General features: G+C 65.8%; 14 protein-coding genes. 3 read left to right on the top strand and 11 right to left on the bottom strand.

Annotation, left to right across the window (positions count from 1 at the left end):
- Positions 1-225 precede the first annotated feature (225 nt).
- The 3 genes from EHV23_RS12580 to EHV23_RS12570 all read right to left on the bottom strand — a co-directional run bounded on the left by EHV23_RS12580 (position 226) and on the right by EHV23_RS12570 (position 5,607).
- Positions 226-2,226 (bottom strand): aminopeptidase P family protein, encoded by a 2,001-nt coding sequence (locus EHV23_RS12580; protein ID WP_125096378.1) that lies wholly within the window; start codon positions 2,224-2,226, stop codon positions 226-228.
- A 331-nt stretch (positions 2,227-2,557) separates the two neighbouring features.
- The gene (locus EHV23_RS12575) at positions 2,558-4,003 is read right to left on the bottom strand and encodes a peptide MFS transporter (RefSeq protein WP_125096377.1); all 1,446 of its coding nucleotides are present in this window, start codon (positions 4,001-4,003) and stop codon (positions 2,558-2,560) included.
- A 158-nt stretch (positions 4,004-4,161) separates the two neighbouring features.
- A complete protein-coding gene (locus tag EHV23_RS12570) occupies positions 4,162-5,607 on the bottom strand; it encodes a peptide MFS transporter (RefSeq protein WP_125096376.1) in 1,446 nt (481 codons plus the stop codon).
- A gap of 377 nt (positions 5,608-5,984) precedes the next feature.
- Between EHV23_RS12570 and EHV23_RS15320 the strand changes: the two genes are divergently transcribed.
- Positions 5,985-7,394, top strand: a complete 1,410-nt coding sequence (locus tag EHV23_RS15320; RefSeq protein ID WP_158615965.1) for an asparaginase — start codon at positions 5,985-5,987, stop codon at positions 7,392-7,394.
- A gap of 155 nt (positions 7,395-7,549) precedes the next feature.
- Here the strand turns inward: EHV23_RS15320 and EHV23_RS12560 are convergent, their stop codons facing one another.
- The 4 genes from EHV23_RS12560 to EHV23_RS12545 all read right to left on the bottom strand — a co-directional run bounded on the left by EHV23_RS12560 (position 7,550) and on the right by EHV23_RS12545 (position 11,478).
- Positions 7,550-8,344, bottom strand: a complete 795-nt coding sequence (locus EHV23_RS12560) for a ubiquinone biosynthesis accessory factor UbiJ (protein ID WP_125096375.1) — start codon at positions 8,342-8,344, stop codon at positions 7,550-7,552.
- A 161-nt stretch (positions 8,345-8,505) separates the two neighbouring features.
- Positions 8,506-9,489 (bottom strand): Tim44 domain-containing protein, encoded by a 984-nt coding sequence (locus EHV23_RS12555; protein ID WP_125096374.1) that lies wholly within the window; start codon positions 9,487-9,489, stop codon positions 8,506-8,508.
- A gap of 429 nt (positions 9,490-9,918) precedes the next feature.
- Positions 9,919-10,659, bottom strand: coding sequence for a bifunctional demethylmenaquinone methyltransferase/2-methoxy-6-polyprenyl-1,4-benzoquinol methylase UbiE (gene ubiE, locus EHV23_RS12550; RefSeq protein WP_238990450.1), 741 nt, complete (start codon positions 10,657-10,659; stop codon positions 9,919-9,921).
- Between the two features lie 354 nt (positions 10,660-11,013).
- On the bottom strand, positions 11,014-11,478 hold the full coding sequence (locus EHV23_RS12545) for a gamma-butyrobetaine hydroxylase family protein (protein WP_125096372.1): 465 nt from the start codon (positions 11,476-11,478) through the stop codon (positions 11,014-11,016).
- Between the two features lie 445 nt (positions 11,479-11,923).
- Here EHV23_RS12545 and EHV23_RS12540 point away from each other — a divergent pair, with 445 nt between their 5' ends.
- Positions 11,924-12,472 carry an MliC family protein gene (locus EHV23_RS12540; RefSeq protein WP_158615964.1) on the top strand — a complete coding sequence of 183 codons (549 nt, stop codon included), beginning with the start codon at positions 11,924-11,926 and terminating at the stop codon, positions 12,470-12,472.
- Between the two features lie 34 nt (positions 12,473-12,506).
- Here EHV23_RS12540 and EHV23_RS12535 read toward each other — a convergent pair whose 3' ends face one another.
- The 4 genes from EHV23_RS12535 to EHV23_RS12520 all read right to left on the bottom strand — a co-directional run bounded on the left by EHV23_RS12535 (position 12,507) and on the right by EHV23_RS12520 (position 16,101).
- The gene (locus tag EHV23_RS12535) at positions 12,507-13,043 is read right to left on the bottom strand and encodes an HIT family protein (RefSeq protein WP_238990449.1); all 537 of its coding nucleotides are present in this window, start codon (positions 13,041-13,043) and stop codon (positions 12,507-12,509) included.
- A gap of 117 nt (positions 13,044-13,160) precedes the next feature.
- A complete protein-coding gene (locus EHV23_RS12530) occupies positions 13,161-14,654 on the bottom strand; it encodes a WD40 repeat domain-containing protein (RefSeq protein WP_238990448.1) in 1,494 nt (497 codons plus the stop codon).
- A 134-nt stretch (positions 14,655-14,788) separates the two neighbouring features.
- Positions 14,789-15,112: a hypothetical protein gene (locus EHV23_RS12525; protein ID WP_125096370.1), complete on the bottom strand. Its 324-nt coding sequence runs from the start codon at positions 15,110-15,112 to the stop codon at positions 14,789-14,791.
- A gap of 500 nt (positions 15,113-15,612) precedes the next feature.
- Positions 15,613-16,101: a YqaA family protein gene (locus EHV23_RS12520; RefSeq protein WP_125096369.1), complete on the bottom strand. Its 489-nt coding sequence runs from the start codon at positions 16,099-16,101 to the stop codon at positions 15,613-15,615.
- A gap of 458 nt (positions 16,102-16,559) precedes the next feature.
- On the opposite strand from EHV23_RS12520, the gene ilvA reads away from it, so the two are divergent.
- Entirely contained in the window at positions 16,560-18,098 is a 1,539-nt protein-coding gene (ilvA, locus tag EHV23_RS12515) for a threonine ammonia-lyase, biosynthetic (protein ID WP_125096864.1), read from the top strand.
- Positions 18,099-18,401 lie beyond the last annotated feature (303 nt).

Genomic DNA, 18,401 nt, shown 5'->3' with positions numbered 1-18,401 from the left:
GGGCAGGCATCCGGCCGATGCCTGCACGGAAGAGACCGTCAGTCATGCGAACACACGCAATCACTGCGTGTCCGGGCCATGCCCCCATGGAAGACGCCCGCCCCGGAACACGACAGGGCTGTCGCCGACCACGCGGGCCATCAGGCGAGCCCATGGAAGATGCACGCTTCTTCGGAACACAGTCAGGACAGCAAGCTCAAACGTTCAGCAACTGTGTCAGCAGCTTCAGCCGGGCAGCGGCTGGGTGCGGGCCTCCAGCCACGCCTTTGCGGCACCGCTGACGCGCGGGGCGAGTTTTTCGCGCACCAGGGCGTGGTAGCGGTTGACCCAGGCAATTTCCTCCTGCGTCATCATCGCGGTGTCCATCAGGCGGGTGTCGATGGGGCACAGGGTGAGCGGATCGAAGTAGAGGAAGGTGCCGAAATCGGTTTCTTCGGGTTTGGCCACCGGCAGGTTGACGACCAGGTTCTCGATGCGGATGCCCCATTGGCCCGGCCGGTAGAGGCCCGGCTCGATGGAGGTGATCATGCCTTCCCGCATGGCGGCATGCGGCAGGACAGGCGCATACCAGGAGATGACCTGCGGACCTTCGTGCACGTTCAGGAAGTAGCCGACGCCGTGGCCGGTACCGTGGCCGTAGTCGCACTGGTGCTGCCACATCGGCTTGCGGCAGATGGCATCGAGCAGCGGGCCGCCGATGCCATCGGGAAAGACGGTGGTGGACAGGGCGATGTGCGCCTTCAGGACCAGGGTGTTGTCGCGTTTCTGGGCAGCGGAGGGGGTGCCGACCGGCACGACGCGGGTGATGTCGGTGGTGCCGTTCAGGTACTGGCCGCCGGAGTCGATCAGCAGCATGCCGTCACCGCGGATCTCGCTGAACTGTTCGGGGGTGGCAGAGTAATGCGGCAGCGCAGCATTGGCATTGAAGCCGCAGATGGTGCCGAAGCTGGCGGAAACGAAGTTCGGCTGGCGGGCACGGGCGGCGGTGATCAGTTCGTCGATCTGCAGCTCGTTGAGCACCTCGCCCTTCTGCAGGCGGGCCTCGAAATCGGCAAAGAATTCGCAGAGGGCGGCGCCGTCCTGCGCCATGGCTTCACGCGTGTGGGCGATGTCGGCGGCCGATTTCACGCCCTTGAACAGCGTGCTGGGATTGACGGCTTCGATGAGCTGCACGCGGGCGGTCTGCCCGGTGGCAGCCGGAGCATTCGTCGCACCTGCTGTATCTGACGCATTTGCCGCACCGGACGCACCTGACGCACCTGCCGCATTTGCTGCGGCACGGCCGGCCGTGGTGGAGCCTGCCGGCCCGCTGCCGGCTGCCGCTGCGCCCTCATCCACCGCCAGCACGGCGGCGGGCAGTTTCTGCAGCGTGCTGGCGGCTACGCGCAGCGGGTCGACCAGCAGGCTGCCGGTGAGCGCCGCCACGGCATCGGCCACCTGTTCGTAGGGGGCCAGCGCGATGCCGGCACTGCGCAGGGCGGCACGGGCCTCGTCGTTCAGGCGGGTGTCGTTGACGAAGAGCGTGGCGCTATCCGGGCCGACCAGCAGGTGGGCCAGGAACACAGGGTTGTATTCCACGTCGCTGCCGCGCAGGTTGGTGAGCCAGGCGATGTCATCCAGCGAGGAGATCAGGTGGTGCGTGGCGCCCTTTTCCTGCACGGCGGCGCGCACACGGGCCAGTTTCTGTGCGGTGGTTTCGGACACGAAGGCGGCTGGGTGCACGGCCACCGGGGCGGTGGGCATGGGGGGACGGTCGGACCAGAAGCCGTCGAGCAGGTCGGTTTCGGCCTTCAGCTGCACGCCCTTCGGTGCCAGGGCCTGCTGCAGCTGGCGCTGGGCCGTGCGCGACAGCATGTCGGGGGCCACACCGACCACGGCGCCCTCGTGCAGCGTATCGGCCAGCATGTCCACGTGAGAGCGGACCTTGCCCAGTTTCTGCAGTTCGATGCCGGTGCCGGCCAGCTGGGCCGCGGCCTGCTCCCAGTAGCGGCTGTCCACCCAGACGCCAGCCGTGGTGGCCGTAACCACCAGCGTGCCCACCGAACCGGTGAAGCCCGACACCCATTTGCGGCCATGCCAGTGTTCGGGCATGTATTCGGACATGTGGGGATCGGCCGAGGGGACGATCCAGGCGTCGTAGCCATGCTGCTTCATGGCCTGACGCAGGGCAGCCAGACGCTGGGCGGGAGTGGACAGGGAGGAAGCGGGAGTTGCAGATGCCGTCATGCCGGGTTCCTGAAGGGTGAAAGTCGATTCCGGGATGTTACCCCCTCGCGCCACAGGGGGCACCTCTGCGTGAAAAGGAGGGTGCTCTGGCCCCGGTGCGTGTCATGAACGCATTCGTCCCCGCCCCGGCCGTGTGCTGACAGGAAGCGCCACTCAGACAAGGTTGGGCGGCCGCGCAGGACAAGGCTGAACGGTGCGGTCGCATCATCACCGTGTCGCTGCAGTCTGGACGGCCACGCAGACAAGGCTGGACACCTTGCCTGACAGGACGCACCACCAGCGCACGGAATCGCCCGGACACCGTGGCTGGTGACGCCACCGGCTCCGTCAATCAGTCCACATCACGCAGCATGCGGTTGAGCACCGGCACCACCAGCAGCAGGGCCAGGCCGGTCAGCAGGCTGCCCGTCGAGAGGATCTGGTAGAAGTCGGCCATGCCTTCCTTGCTGTACCAGGCGTTGAACAGTGCACCGCCGGCGGTGAAGCCCAGCGAGATGGACAGGAAGTGCACGGCCACGGCCTGGGTACGGAACGAGGCCGGGGCGATCTTGGTGGCGAAGGACAGCGCAATGGGCGAGATCAGCAGCTCGGAAATGTTGATGATCAGCGTGACCAGCGCATACATCCACAGCGGCATCGGCTCGCCGGCCCGGGTGTAGAGCACGAAGATGTAATAGGCGGCTGCCAGCACCAGCATCGACAGCACGAACTTCATCGGTGTGCCGGGCTGGCGCTTGCCCAGCCGGGTCCAGAGCGAGGCAATGGCGCCGGAGAGGAAGATCATCCAGATGCACTGCATGGACGCACCCCAGGGTACCGGCACCTCGAAGCCGTAGACGACACGCGGCACCACCTCGTCGAAGTACACCACCAGCGCCGTGAACACCTGCCCCCAGAGCATCCAGAACATGCAGCAGACCAGGAAGAGCGGAATCCAGGCCCGCACGTGCCGTTTTTCGGTGGCGCTGAAGCCGGGGCTGCCCAGCATCCAGCCAAAGTAGCCCAGGACGACCACCGCGTTGATGCCCAGCACCACCTTCGAGAAGTTGCCGGTGTTGACGATGCCCGTCCCGACCAGCACGGCCACGATGGCCAGCAGCAGGATCAGCCCGGCCAGCACCTGCTGGCGCACGGCCGGCGACAGCGGATGGGGCACACCTACATCCGGCACGGTATGGCGGGAGCGGGTGTAGCGCCACAGCCCCACCGCCATGCCGATGGCCGCCAGCCCGAAACCGGCATGGAAGTTGATGCGCGTCTGGGCCGTGCCGGTCAGCAGCGGACCGAACAGCGCCCCCACGTTGATGGCCAGGTAGAACAGCGAAAAGCCGGCGTCGCGCAGCGGGCGCAGTTCGTCGGTCTCGTACAGCGAGCCCAGCAGGGAGCTGGCCGATGATTTCACGCCACCACTGCCCAGCGCAATGCACACCAGGCCGACGACCAGCCCCGGCACGCCCGGAATCAGTGCCAGCAGCACGTGCCCCAGCATGACCACCACGCCGGAATAGAAGAGCGTGCGCTCCGGCCCCAGCACCCGGTCGGCCAGCCAGCCGCCCAGGATGGTGGCCAGATAGACGCTGCCCCCATAGACGCCGGCGATGCCCCCGGCCAGCCCCTGGTCGATGCCCAGCCCCCCGCTGGTCAGCGAGTAGTACAGGTAGATGAGCAGGATGCTCTGCATCCCGTAGAACGAGAACCGCTCCCACAGCTCGATGTGGAACAGCGTCCCCAGAGCCCGGGGATGACCGAAAAATGTGTCCGGCGCGTGGCGGGGCATGGGAAGTCTCCTGTGATGGCCCGCCAGGTGAAAACCTGTTCGGCGTGCAGAGGGGCCGTGTCCTGCCGGGGGACGCCGGGGCCGACTGCACGCGGGGCCTGTATCTGAGGTTGATGAAAACCGGTGACAGACCATGATCTGCCCCGGGGCGAGAAAGTCTAGTCCACGTCCTTCAGCATGCGGTTGAGCATGGGAACCAGCACCAGCAGGGCCACGCCGGCCACCAGGCTGCAGACCACCAGCAGCAGGTAGAAATCGGCCTGTGCCTTGGGGTCGTACAGCGTATCGAACATGGCGCCGCTGGCCGTGAAGCCCAGCGACAGCGACAGGAAACTCACCGCCACTGCCTGCGTGCGGAAGGGTTTGGGGGCAATCTTGGTGGCAAAGGAGGTAGCGATGGGCGAGATCAGCAGCTCGGCCACCGTCAGGATCATCAGCGCCAGGGCGAACACCCAGATCGACATCGGCTCACCGGAGCGCGTATAGGGCACGAAGCAGTAGTAGCCCAGCGCCATGACGAACAGCGACAGCGCGAACTTCATGGGCGTGTGCGGCTGGCGGCGGCCCAGCCAGGTCCAGAGCGTGGCCATCGAGCCGGAGAGCAGGAGCACCCAGACGCTCTGCAGCGAGGCGCCCCAGGCCACCGGCACCTCGAAGCCATACAGGACGCGCGGCACTTCCTCGTCGAAGTACACCACCAGCGCCGTGAAGATCTGCCCCCACAGCATCCAGAACACGCAGCAGGCCAGAAAGAGCGGCACCCAGGCCCACACGTGCCGTTTTTCGGTATTGGAAAACGCCGAGCCGAACAGCATCCAGCCAAAGTAGCTGAGCACGGCCACACCGTTGATGCCCAGCATCACGTCGGAAAAATTGCCGTCGTTGACCAGCCCCGTCCCCACCACCAGCGCCAGCACGGCCAGCAGCAGCACGCCCGTCAGGATGGCCCGGTTGCGGTGTGCCGGCGTGAGCGGATTGGGCGGTGGCTGGTGCGGCAGCGCGCTGCGGTCCCGGCCGTAGCGCCACAGGCCCACCGCCATGCCGATGGCCGCCAGCCCGAAACCGGCATGGAAACTGGCATGCACCTGGGCCAGCCCGGTCAGCAGCGGACCGAACAGCGCCCCGATGTTGACGGCCAGATAGAAGAGCGAGAAGCCGGCGTCCCGCAGCGACCGGAGGTTCTCTTCTTCGTACAGCGAACCCAGCATGGTGCTGGCCGAAGACTTCACCCCCCCGCTGCCCAGCGCGATGAACACCAGCCCGACGATCAGCCCTGCCACCGCCGGCACCAGCGCCAGCACCACGTGCCCCAGCATGACCACCACGCCGGAATAGAAGAGCGTGCGCTCCGGCCCCAGCACCCGGTCGGCCAGCCAGCCGCCCAGAATGGTGGCCAGATACACACTGCCACCGTAAACGCCCGTGATGCTGCCGGCCAGCCCCTGATCGATGCCCAGCCCCCCACTGCGAACCGAGTAGTACAGGTAGATGAGCAGAATGCTCTGCATCCCATAGAACGAGAACCGTTCCCACAACTCGATATGAAACAGCGTGCCCAGCGGCCGGGGGTGGCCAAGGAAAGTATCCGGGGCGTGACGGGACATGGAGGTTCCTTGAGATGCGGCTTCCTGGGACACCGCGGGAACAGAACAAGGCGCCATGCCATGCGGCCATTCGCCCCAACGCAGGGGGCACCCGGTCTGTGTTGTTTGCGTGAAATGTACTACGAATCGGCCAGGGGCTTCGGCATGGGGGCAGAATTTTCGGGGGAAGCGGGCGGAGGTGCGAAGGCGGGGCGGTTCGTTGGGTATCGGCCGGCATGGGCACTCCTCCGCATGGGCACTGGCAACCGGCGGAGCAACCCGGACAGGGGCTGTCCTGTGACGCGCCGGGGCCGCTATCATTGCGCCTCCCGGTTCGGCAGGTCTTGTATGGCGGCCTTCCCCATCTTTCCGGCTGTTTGTCTCCCTCCTTTGTTGCCATGTCCGACGTGTCAGCTTCCCGTGCCCCTGCCCTTCACCAGGACCATCCGGCCACGCCGGCCGCACATGCAGTCCCGGCCACCCATGCAGCCCCTGCCGCGCATGCAGTCACGGTCGACCATGCCGACGCTGCGACCGCTGGCGTATCCGGCCCCACCGCCCTGCTGATCCTCGGCACGGGCGGCACCATTGCCGGAGCGGCCGCCTCGGCTGGCAGTGCCACCGGCTATCAGGCCGGTGCGCTGCCCATCGGCGAGATTCTGGCCTCGGTCCCCGGTCTGGCGGCCCTGGTTCCCGACAGACAGCTGGCCTCGGAGCAGGTGTTCTCGATTCCCAGCGAGCAGATGGACAGCGCCCACTGGCTGCAGCTGCTGGCGCGGGTGCGGGCGTGGCAGAGCGCCTCGCGGGCGGCAGATGCCATCGTCATCACCCACGGCACCGACACCCTGGAAGAAACAGCCTTCTTCCTCTCACTGGTGCTGCCACCGGACCGGCCCGTCATACTCACCGGCGCCATGCGTCCTGCCACGGCACTGAGCGCGGACGGCCCGGCCAATCTGTACGACGCCTGCCGTTTTGCACTGGCAGCCCGGGCAGCCGGTATCGGCGGGGCATTCGTGCAGTTTGCCGGCAAAATCCTGCGTCCAGACGCCGTGTTCAAGGCACATGCCAATCAGACCGACGCCTTCGGCCAGCGCTTCGGCGCCCCGGTGGGATGGCTGGAAGGCGATGTGCCACGCTGGGCTGCCCCCGAAGTCCTGGCGGCCGCCACCGGCTGGCAGGGGCTGTTTGCCGGTCTTGACCTTGGCATGTTCACCAGTCCTGGCGTTGCCCCGTTTTCAGGTCCGGACCAGCCCGCGGTTCAGGGCCAGTCTGCCAGCCAGGGACAGCTCCCCAGCCAGGGACAGCTCCCCCGCCAAGAACAGCCCACCGGCCAGGAACGGCACACCGACCAGGGTCAGTTCACCGTCCAGAAGCCGTTCACCGCTCAAGAGCCGTTCGCCAGCCAGGGACAGCCCGCCGACCAGACCGGCACGCTCCCCCGCATAGCCCTCGTGCCGCAGTACGTGGATGCCGACCCGGCCCTCGTGGACTGGCTGGTACAGCGCGGCCATGCCGGCCTGGTGCTGGCCGGAACCGGCATCGGCACCATGCCGGCGCCCGTGCGCGCCGCACTGGCCGCCGCCCGGCAGCAGGGTGTGATGGTGGTGCGGGCTACCCGCGTACCGGCCGGTTATGTGCCCCGCAACACCGAGGCACGCCCCGAGCACAGTGACGATGCCCTGGGCTTCGTCACCGCAGGCTGGCTGGATGCGCCAAAGGCGCGGATTCTGCTGCAGCTCTGCCTGGCCGCCGGGCTGCGCGACGAACAGGCCATTCAGGCCGTGTTCGAGCGATTCCGGCCATAGTGAGCATCACGGGCCTTAGTGCGCATCACAGGTCTGTTGTCCCCCGCCGCACTGGCGGCGAATCCCTGTGCAAACAGGTCAGCATGCGCAGCCAGGACTAGACATCCTGTCCTGCGCCCGGTCCTGCGACTGCGTCTGCTTTTTCACCAGCCCCCTCAGTGTGACGACGGCGTCTGCTTTTCCAGCCGCTCCATCCGCTCGGTCAGGCTCTGCACGTCATCACGCCATGCCTCGAACTCGGGGCGCGACACCAGCACCCCGCTTTCCGACGACAGGTGATCGGTAAGGGCATCGCGCAGCCGGCTGCCAGCCTCGGCCGCATGCCCCCGGGCATCGCGCAGGAACTGGCCGGCCCGGTGCGCGGCCGCATCGCCCACCACGCGACTGAGATCTTCTTCCACGTCCCAGTTCATCGCCCGTGCCACCTCGCCCAGCGCCTGGGCGAGCATGGCGTCACCCTCGATGCGCAGCGTTGCCCCCAGCGCCATCGGCCCTTCGCGCATGGCACGAAAGACCGCATCGACCGTCGGTCTGGCCGTCAGGACTACGGATGGCTCCTCGCCCGAGACGGCCGACAGTGAGCCATCGGCCCCGATCCGGGCATCGGTCTGCAGCGACGGCAACCCCAGCGGTGAGGGTGCACCGTCCTTTCCGGCAGCACCGGCTGAAGCAGCCTGCCCTGCCCCCGGCGTCGCCGCAGCATCAACAGCCAGGTAGGACGCATAGGAGCGGCCCGCCGGTGTTTGCCCGGTCTTCGAGGTTCGGGCACGGTTGCGCCGACGGGTGCTGAACGGCGCATCGTCGGGCTCGGGCGACGGTGGCAGCACATGGATGCGCACCACCCGGCCGGCATGAGGCGCCATCACGTCACGCAGCCAGAACTGCTGGCGGGAGACATGGTTGATGGCCGACAGCACCAGCTGGGCAAGGGGAAGAGGAATCTGGAGCATGGCAGGCGCGCTCGCGCGGTTTGGTTCCTGAATGACAAAGATTATAGATTCTGCCCTTCACGGCACCTGCGCATCCCCGCCGGGCAGCATCCATGCGGACAGAAAATGGCGCCGGCCGGCCAAAAACCCGGCCAGCGGACCACACCGACGTCAGTCAGCCATCAGTTCAGCTGCTGAATGCCGGCCAGCACCCAGCCGGAAGCCCCGGAGGCCGGACGCGAGAAGTTCCAGACCTCGGCAAAGGGCTGCGCCGGCGTGTTGGGCTCTTCACGGATCAGGCCGCTGAAATGCACGCTGACCACCTGCATGGCACCATCCTGGTGCATGCCCAGCAGCTCGGCATTCAGCTCGACCACCTCGGTAGTCTGCGGTGCATCACCGCGCTGCATCATGTCGACGTTCAGTTCGGCAAACATTTCGGGCGAGGTGAACTCGCGCAGATCGTCGCTGTTCTTCGCATCGAACGCAGCCTGCAGGCGCACGAACTGCACCTTGGCCTGGCGCACGAAGCCCTCGGTGTCGAAACCGGCCGGCACCTGCATGGCGGCCGTGTAGCCACCCACGCCCTGCGGACCGTTCTGCGCGGCTGCATCACCAAAAGCGCTGCCCTGGGCCATGCTGCCGGCGCCCCCCTGGGCGGCAGCACCGGGGAAACCGGCCTGGCCATTCTGTGCGCCGTTCTGGCGCAGCATGGCATCCAGACCGCCGCCACCCAGCGCATTGCGCAGGCCGGCCTGACCATTACCAGCCCCGGCCCCTGCACCGGCCGTTCGCTGCTGGGCCATGCGCTGGCTGTACATGCGGAAGGCGATGAACGCCCCGGCAGCCAGCAGCAGCATCAGCAGGAAGACGCCCGAGCCCTCTCCCAGGCCGAAGGCGCTGGCCAGGGCGCTCAGGCCCAGACCGGCGGCCAGCCCCCCCAGCAGCCCCATGCCGAAGCCGGGACGACGGCCATTCTGCTGCTGGGCAGCGGCGCCCTGCTGGCGACCATAGGCGTTCTGCTGGGCAGGCGCGGCGCGCTGCACCGTACTGTTCTGACGACCGACGCTGCGGCCGCCACCCATGCGGGCGGCTTCGGCCGAATCGGTCATGAACATGACCGAGCTGGCGAGCACGACCATCAGCATCATCAAAAATTTCTTCATGGAAGTTCCTCTGTCCAATCTGACAAAAGTGGGTTGGGCAATGGGGAATCTTGGCAATGAACGACCGAAAACGGACGCTCATCTGCCCGGAACAGGCCGGCAACACAGGCGAACGCACGGCGGCCATCCGTCCCGCAGATGGGGACGCAGCCGCAAAATACAACGGCCCGGCAAAAATCACAATGCGGGAAGACCGTTGCCGCTGAAAGGCCGTCCGACAGGCGCCTGCATGCCGGCCGTCACGCACGGGACAAGCAGGCCGGCGCAAGGCACAAAATCAGGGGAACAACCACAATCCGTCAGCCACCTGCCGCCAGGCCACCAACGGCGAGGTACCCCTGCCACCGTAGCACCCTGCTACCGCAGGTACGCTGAAACAATCCGGACACCCTCACACGGCAGGGGCACCGGATTCGACGGCCCTGGTGATCAGTTCAGCCGCACGCCCTGATGCAGGGCCACGACGCCCGCCGTCATGTTGAAGTAACGCACCTGACCAAAGCCGGCGTCACGGAACATCTGCGCCAGCGTTTCCTGATCGGGGTGCATGCGGATGGACTCGGCCAGGTAGCGGTAGCTGTCGGCGTCGTTGGTGACCAGCTTGCCGATGGCCGGGATGACGTTGAAGGAGAAGGCATCGTACGGACGGCGCAGCGGCTCCCACACCTTCGAGAACTCCAGCACCAGCGCCTTGCCACCGGGCTTGAGGACGCGGTGGATTTCCTTCAGGGCCACGTCCTTGTTGGTCATGTTGCGCAGGCCGAAGGCCAGCGTGACGCGGTCGAAGTGTTTGTCGGGGAATGGCAGCCGCTCGGCATCACACTGCACGGTGGGCAGCGACAGGCCGTCGTTGAGCGCCCGGTCGCGGCCCACGTCGAGCATGGCGGCGTTGATGTCGGTCATCCACACCTCCACGCCGGGCTTGCGGGCCATGGCACGGGCCAGGTCCCCGCTGCCGGTGGCCAGATCGAGCACCCGCATGCCGGGACGCAGTGCCGCCTGCCCCACCGTGAAATGCTTCCAGACCCGGTGCAGACCGCCGGACATCAGGTCGTTCATCAGGTCGTAGCGGCTGGCCACGGAGTCGAACACGCCGCGCACCCGGCCGGCCTTTTCGGCGGCATCGACCTGCTGGTAACCAAAGTGGGTTTTCTGCTGGGTGTCGGACACGGGAAACTCCTGAAACGACGGAATGGCCTGGCAATGCGAAGAAACGGCAGACGGTGGCGCGGATGTACAGCCATGAACACAGGCCATGGACACCCGCCCTGAACCGTACCCGGCAGGCAGGCACGGCGCAGCGGCCACAGGCAAAGCCCCTGCAGCCGGCATGCATACAGCCCGGATATTACGCCAACCCGTCCCGCGCTGCTTGACCGGCCGCAAGGCCGGCTGGGGCATGCCCGTGCATACCCCTCAACGCATACGGATGTTCAGCGTCCCGACGGTCCATCGGCAGGAACGGCCATCATGGACATGTCTGCCCGCCCCGCCACGCCGACTGCCGCATGGGTTCAGACAGGCTCACCCGCCGCAGCCGCCCCCGCCATGACCATGGCCACCACCACAACCACCGCCGCCACAGCCGGATTTCTTCGGGGGAGGAGGCGCCTCATTGCCCGTACGGCTCAATCCGCGTGTCTGGATGTCGGTCAGGTATTCGGCCCAGATCCGGTCATGATCACGACCGATACGGTAGAGATAGTCCCAGGAGTAGATACCGGAAGCGTGTCCATCGCTGAACGTGGGCTGGATGGCGTAATGGCCCACCGGTTCGATGTCGGTGATGGTGACGTTCTGCTTGCCATACTGCAGCACCGCCTGATCCGGCGAATGCCCCTGCACCTCGGCCGAGGGCGAATTCACCCGCAGGAACTCGAAACTGTAGTGAAAGGACGCGCCGTCGCTGAAATCGACCACCAGCTCGCGCGAGCGGGCGTGAACGACGATATTGGTGGGAGTAGGTGTATTGGGCGTCAGACCGGCCATGATTCGAGAGGCACGCCCCTGCGCCCCTTTCCGGCATGCATGACCGTGCTGGCAGCGACCTGAAGCCCTTGAGGATTCTGCAGCCCTGCCGCCCTGTCCTGCACGCCCAAAGGGGGCGGAGGGACGAATGAGTCCATAACACACACTAGGATACGACAACTCTTCCCCTGCCCCGCCGCACGACGTGGCTGGACCGCATGGCAGCCGGGAACGAACAGACGAACGGTCGGCAATGCGGCACGCAGACTCTGTTAATCTTGATGCCCCGAGCGTGTCATGGACGTGTGCGTCCCCGCGCAGACCCCTGAAGCGTGTCATGGACTCATTCGTCCCCGCGAGGGTTCCCGCCGTGTGCTGACAGACCGCCGTACTCAGGCACGGCCGGCAAGACAGCATGGGCAGCACACCACATGCCACTCTGGCATTCCCTGCAAGGAGTTTCTCCATGTTCAAACGTCCTTCCCTGTCCACCCGCCTGAGCGCCGGCGCCACCACCGTCGCGGCGGCCCTGCTGCTGGCCGCCTGCAACACCATGTCGTCGCCCTCACCGCAGCCTTCGCATGAGGGCCACGATGCCATGGCCGGGGCCACGCAGCCGGACCAGTCCACCAAAAACGCCGCCCAGATGCCCCCGGCCAGCAACCTGGTCACCACGGCCACGATGACGATGAGCTGCGTGCCGACCAAGGAGGCGCAGGCTCTGGGGCTGGTCCGCACCGAAGACGTGCTGGCCACCTACAAGATGCCGCCCGAAGGCCAGGCAGGTGATGCCGTGGTCGAACTGACCTTCGCCAGCAAGGTCTACACGCTGAACGAAGGTCCGGCCGCCTCGGGCTCGCGCTACACCACCTCCGACGCCCTGTCGGCCAAACACAAGGGCTTCTCGTGGCACAGCAAGCGCAATGAGGCCATCATTGCCGGTCTGGTCAATGAAGCCGGCGTGAACGAAGTGGTCGACGGCCCGCTGCTGTACCGCTGCGTGCAGGTGAACTGATCTCGCTGCCATGCCAGCCGGGGGCCGCTCTGGCTCATGCGACCAGCTGCTGCACCAGCCACTGCCGGAAGGCAGGCAGCCGTTCGGCCACCCGGGCAGCCACGGCCTGCTGTTCCGGCGAACCATCCGGCCGCACCACGGGTGACCAGGCCGATCCGGGAAACTGCGGATCGGACGGCCAGCGGCCGATGAGATGCCAGTGCAGGTGCGGCACCTGGTTGCCAAAGGCGGCCAGGTTGATCTTGGCCGGCTGGAAATGCAGCCGCATGCCCTGCTCCACCTGCGTCAGCACCTGCCACAGATGGCGCCGGTCGCCTTCCTCCAGATCGGTCATTTCGGGCACGTGGCGCTGCCAGATCACCCGAAAGTACGCGGGCAGCCCGGGCTCGTGGGGCACATGGATGATGCGCAGCCGCGCATCCTGCCACAGCACGGTTTCGTGCTGCACCTGGCACAGCGGGCAGTCGGGGGAAACAGGCCCACTGACGGCTTCCGGCATGCAGGAAGCAGGCGCAGCAGGCACGCCAGCACCCGGACGGGGCGGGACGGTGGAATCGGCAGGATGGTTCATGAGGGCACACTCCTTGCCTGCATCCTACCGTTACAGGGGGCCATTCCGCAAAACCCCGGGGCGCCCCCGCGCATCCGCCACCATGCCGCCCCCAGCCCACACGACGGGTCAGGCAGCCTACTTCACGGCATCTTCGGGCAGCACCACCATGTAGTTGTCGATGTCCATGTCACTGCGGCTGCCCCAGTTGGAGTTGAACAGCACGCGTGTGAAGTCCGGATTGACGGTGGCCTGCGGCTCGGTCCAGTAGCCGTTGTAGGCCCCGTGATGGAAGGCCAGCTCCTTCACCTGCGGATTGGGCGTCAGGCTCACGGCCATCAGCTTCTCGTGCAGCCACTGGCGCTTGCCGTCGGCCGCGTAGGTGGACACCAGCACCCAGCCGGGCTTTTTGAAGGCGCGGCCGGAGAAGTGCACGGCCGTGGCACTGTGATCCAGATACGTTTTGAACAGCACGGTGCGCTTGCCGGTTTCGAGGTCGGTCATGAACACGTCGCCCCCATCGCTCTGATAGTCGATGGACACGTACACGTCACGTCCCTGCGCATCGAAGGCCATATCGGAGTGTTCCGACTTGTGATGCACCTGGGTGGATTTTTTGAAGTCGAGCGTCCAGGCCCGGGTGCCCACGCCCTCGGTGTCGCCCGACACCACGCAGCGCTTGCCGCCCGGGCTCATGCTGACGTGATCGGGACGGTCGCCATGCGTGTCCATCTTGCCGAGGATGCGGTCTTCCTTCATATCCCAGGCAAACACGCCCAGTGACTTCCACTCGGCATCGTCCACCATGAAGCACCAGTAGCGCCCATCGGCCGACGGCGCCCCCTCGGCCTTGGTCCAGGCGGCCGCAGCATCCGGCCAGAACTTCTTCAGGCGGTCGCCGAACTCGGCCACGGTGCGGCTGGAGCCCGTCCTGACGTTCAGCTCGTAGAGTTCCATGCCCAGACCGTTGCTGGGCATGTAATAGATGAGATCGGGGTTGGTGGGGTGCCACTGCAGTTCGGCGTCGCCAGCCGGGCCGTCCAGCTCGTCGACGTATTCCATGGTCCGGCCATCGTACAGGTGCCAGGTACCGTCGTTGGACGCGATCAGGATGCGGCTGCCATCGGCATTGAAGGCCTGACGGCGGGAATAGTCGTGCCGGGCAAAGCGCACCGGCGGTTCCTTGGCGTGTTCGGTCACCCGCAGCACGCAGTTGCCATAGACGGGATCGGCTGCCGGCACGGCCTTGGTGGGCCGCGGCAGATCGGGCACGCCGGGCACGGCCGTCCCCGCAGCGGGCGAGCCATTCTTGAGCTGGATGCTCTTGAGCTGCCCATGCTGCTTCTGCATCAGCGCGGTACATCCCTTAACCCCCATGTTGGGCGCCGCACCGGATGGCCCGCCTGCACTGCCGGTTGCCTCTCCATTGCTGGCGGCCGAGCAGCCCACCATCAGGGTCAGCAGCGAAACGGCCAGCCAGCCGGCACGTGGCGCAGCGGCTGGGGAGACGATATGCGGAGAGGCTGCACGACTGGGCCCGCCTGCATCAACGGATGTGGCGGCAGCGGCAGTCCCGGCAGATGCAGCAGAACGCCGGGAGGAACGACGGAGTGACGACAGGGAGAAAGGCATGACAGCGCAATGAATAAAGGGGCAGGCCCCGATGCTGTCATTCTTTCATGGAAATGTTGCGCCGATGCTGCAAATGTCCGCAGCAAAGCGCAAACAGGCGTGACACCTTGGGACAGGTGTATCGAAAACCGGGATCAGCCGATCCAGTCCATGCGGACCAGACGTTTGACCAGGCGAACCCAGATGACCAGCATGCCGACCGACATGGCCAGAATGCCAATGGCGCCACCCACGACGCGGAAGCTGCCTTCGGCCATGAGGCTGTCGGCCAGGGGGCCGGGAACGGCATCAAGGTCGGCAAACCAACGGGTGACGACGACCATCAGTGCAACGGCCAGCGCCGTCATGACGGCCATCAGCTTGATGACGGCCAGATGCTCGGCCGAATACTGGGTGGTTGCGGGGGACTGGACCGAAGCTGCGGTGGCAGGCAGCACGGCCGACGACTGGGGTGGCATGAAAAGACTCCTGTAAACAATAGGTGCGAATGCAATTTTCAGGCGATAGGATGGGGTAAGGCCCACGTGTCAACAACCCCTTTTAAGGGATAACACCTATTCATAAAAAAAATAATATTGCACTCCGTGGCAAAACGTGCATTCCCACCCCGAAACACTTCACAAAACGCCTTGCAGCCTCTGCAAAGTGCCAACTTTGCGGCGCTTTCCGGGTAATCTGCCAAGTGTTGCATCATGTTGCCCGAAGGCCACGTCCTGACGAAATTTTTCCCTGCAAACAGAAGGTTAGCGTCGCAATACCGTTTTTCCCGCGGTCACCTGCAACCGGCAGACTGCACTGGCAGGGCCATGCGCAGATTGCACCATGGACAGAACGGACAGCCAGCCCCGATACACGGCGTGGAAAGGCTGCCGGACGTTGCCCAAACCCCACATCAGGGCCATAACTGACACGCTTTGTTACATAGTCGGGCCATGCCGGTCCCCTTCCCCCGTCCTGCTCAGAACAGGTTCTTCAGCGCCGTCCACCAGCTCTCGGGTACCCACATCAGCGCAGCCGTCATGGCGATGTAACGAATGAGCTTGCCCAGCGCCATCCAGAGCGTGCAGGGCAGCAGCGGCAGGCGCAGCCAGCCGGCCACGGCGCAGAGCGGGTCGCCCACCACCGGCAGAAAGGAAAACGCCAGCACCTTCGGCCCCAGCCGTTCGAACCAGCGCATGTAATGGCTTTCGCGCTCCGGCGCCACCACCTGCTTGGCGCCACGGCCCAGCCAGTAGTTGACGACACCGCCCAGCGTGTTGCCCACGGTGGCCACCAGAATGGCCAGCCAGAACAGATCGGGCCGCATCGACACATAGGCAAACACGGCCGGCTCCGAACCCAGTGGCAGCAGTGTGGCCGAGATGAGTGACACCAGAAACACGGTGGCCAGCCCGTTTTTGGGCAGGGCGAACCAGGCAATCACCTGGGTGACGATGGATTCGAGCATGGAGTCCCCGCGGAGGCTGCAGGAAAGGAAATGGCGTCAAACAGCGCCATGAAAGACCGGGCACGAAAACCGGCCCCGCGCCGGAAAGCGCCGTATTATAGGGGGTTGCCTGCCAGGTGTTATGGGTGTTTGCGCTCACACTGGCAGGCAAAAGTGCCGCAGGACTTTGCTCATGCTGACGGGCCAAAGTGCCGCAGGGCTTTTCACGCCGACAGGCTAAAGAGTCGCAGGGCGTTGCTCACGCCGACAGGCCAAAGTGCCGCAAGGCTTTGCAGAGGCTTCCTGGGCACGCCACGAATCTGTGCGGTTGTGTATCCGGCCTCCCGGCCGGATCATGAGCCACCTCACTGGCCTCTGAAGCGTGTCATGAACCGGTTCGTCCATGACGCGTGCCCTGCACAGCATTCCCCATGATCGGACACCCTTCTTCCTACCTCACCGGCTTTTCTGTCGCACCCATGTCCATCGAATACCTGAAACGGATCCTGAACGCCCGCGTCTACGAGATCACGGACGAAACCCCGCTGGATCCGGCCCCGGCCCTGTCGGCCCGCATCGGCAATCAGGTATGGCTCAAGCGCGAGGACACGCAGCCCGTCTTCTCCTTCAAGCTGCGCGGCGCCTACAACAAGATGGCCCTGCTCAGCCCCGAGGAACGGGCCCGGGGTGTCATCGCCGCCTCGGCCGGCAACCATGCACAGGGCGTGGCCCTGTCGGCCCGGAAACTGGGCTGCCGGGCCGTCATCGTCATGCCCACCACCACGCCCGCACTGAAGGTGGACGCCGTGCGCGCCCGGGGCGGTGAGGTGGTGCTGCATGGCGAGTCCTTCACCGATGCCTACCAGCACGCGCTGAAGCTGCAGGCCGAGCAGGGGCTGACCTTCGTCCATCCGTTCGACGATCCGGACGTGATTGCCGGCCAGGGCACCATTGGCATGGAGATCCTGCGCCAGCACCGCGCACCGCTCGATGCCATCTTCGTGGCCATCGGCGGCGGTGGGCTGCTTGCCGGCGTGGCCGCCTACGTGAAGGCCGTGCGGCCGGGCATCAAGGTCATCGGTGTCGAGACCACCGACGCCGACGCCATGCGCCAGTCCCTGGCCGAGGGCGCGCCGGTCACGCTGAACGACGTGGGCCTGTTTGCCGACGGCACCGCCGTCAAGCGCGTGGGCGACGAGACCTTTGCGCTCTGCCGCGAGTTCGTCGACGACATCATCCTCGTCGACAACGACCAGATCTGCGCCGCCATCAAGGACGCCTTCGAGGACACGCGCGCCATCCTGGAACCTTCCGGCGCCCTGGCCCTGGCCGGCCTGAAGGCGTGGGCCAAGCGCGAAGGCTGCCGGGACCGCTCGCTGGTGGCCGTGGCCAGTGGTGCCAACATGAACTTCGACCGGCTGCGCTTCGTGTCCGAGCGTGCCGAGATCGGTGAAGCACGCGAGGCCGTGTTTGCCGTCACCATCCCCGAACGGCCGGGCGCCTTCCTGACGTTCTGCCGGATGCTCGGCTCACGCAACATCACCGAGTTCAACTACCGCATTGCAGATCGCAACCGTGCCCATATCTATGTAGGGATCCAGGTCAGCGGCCGCAGCGAGGCGGCGGAGTTTGCCCGGCGCTTCCGCGAAGCCGGCTTCGAGACACTGGACCTCACCGACGACGAGCTGGCCAAGCTGCACCTGCGCCATCTGGTCGGCGGCCGGTCGGCGCTGGCCACCGACGAAGTGCTCTACCGTTTCGAATTCCCCGAGCGGCCGGGCGCGCTGGTACGTTTTCTGGAAGCGCTGGCACCGGGGGGCTGGAACATCTCGCTGTTCCATTATCGCAATCACGGGTCGGATTTTGGACGCATCCTTGCGGGGATTCAGGTACCGTTGACGGAACGCAATCGTTACGAGCAGTCCCTGGCCGCACTGGGGTACCCTTACACCAATGAATCGGAGCATCCGGCCTACCGGCTGTTCCTGAAGGCGGCCAGCGGAGAGCGCAACGACTGACGCCCCGGTCACACTTGCCGTATTGCGTGCGACAGGGAAATCCAGTCCGGCCTGTCGGGCAGCGGGCATGACGGGCCCGTGCGGCGTGCCGGCGCGCCATGCGGGACTTCGGGTGTCCGATGCCCTGCCGCTTGCGAACTTCCGGCACCGGAGACCCCGCGCTTTGGCCGGAAACCCTTCGGTTCACAGGGTTTCCGGTGTCGGGGACAGCGGCGTTTTCACCGGACACCGGGCCAGAAACAGTGGTGTCCAGACAACCTTTTACACAAACTTCGTCCCCGGAATGAAACATCGGTGTTATCA

Source organism: Lautropia dentalis (genome assembly GCF_003892345.1).
Lineage (GTDB): Bacteria > Pseudomonadota > Gammaproteobacteria > Burkholderiales > Burkholderiaceae_E > Lautropia > Lautropia dentalis.
Note: the sequence above shows the minus strand (reverse complement) of the source record. Positions and strands in the feature narration are given on the sequence as shown.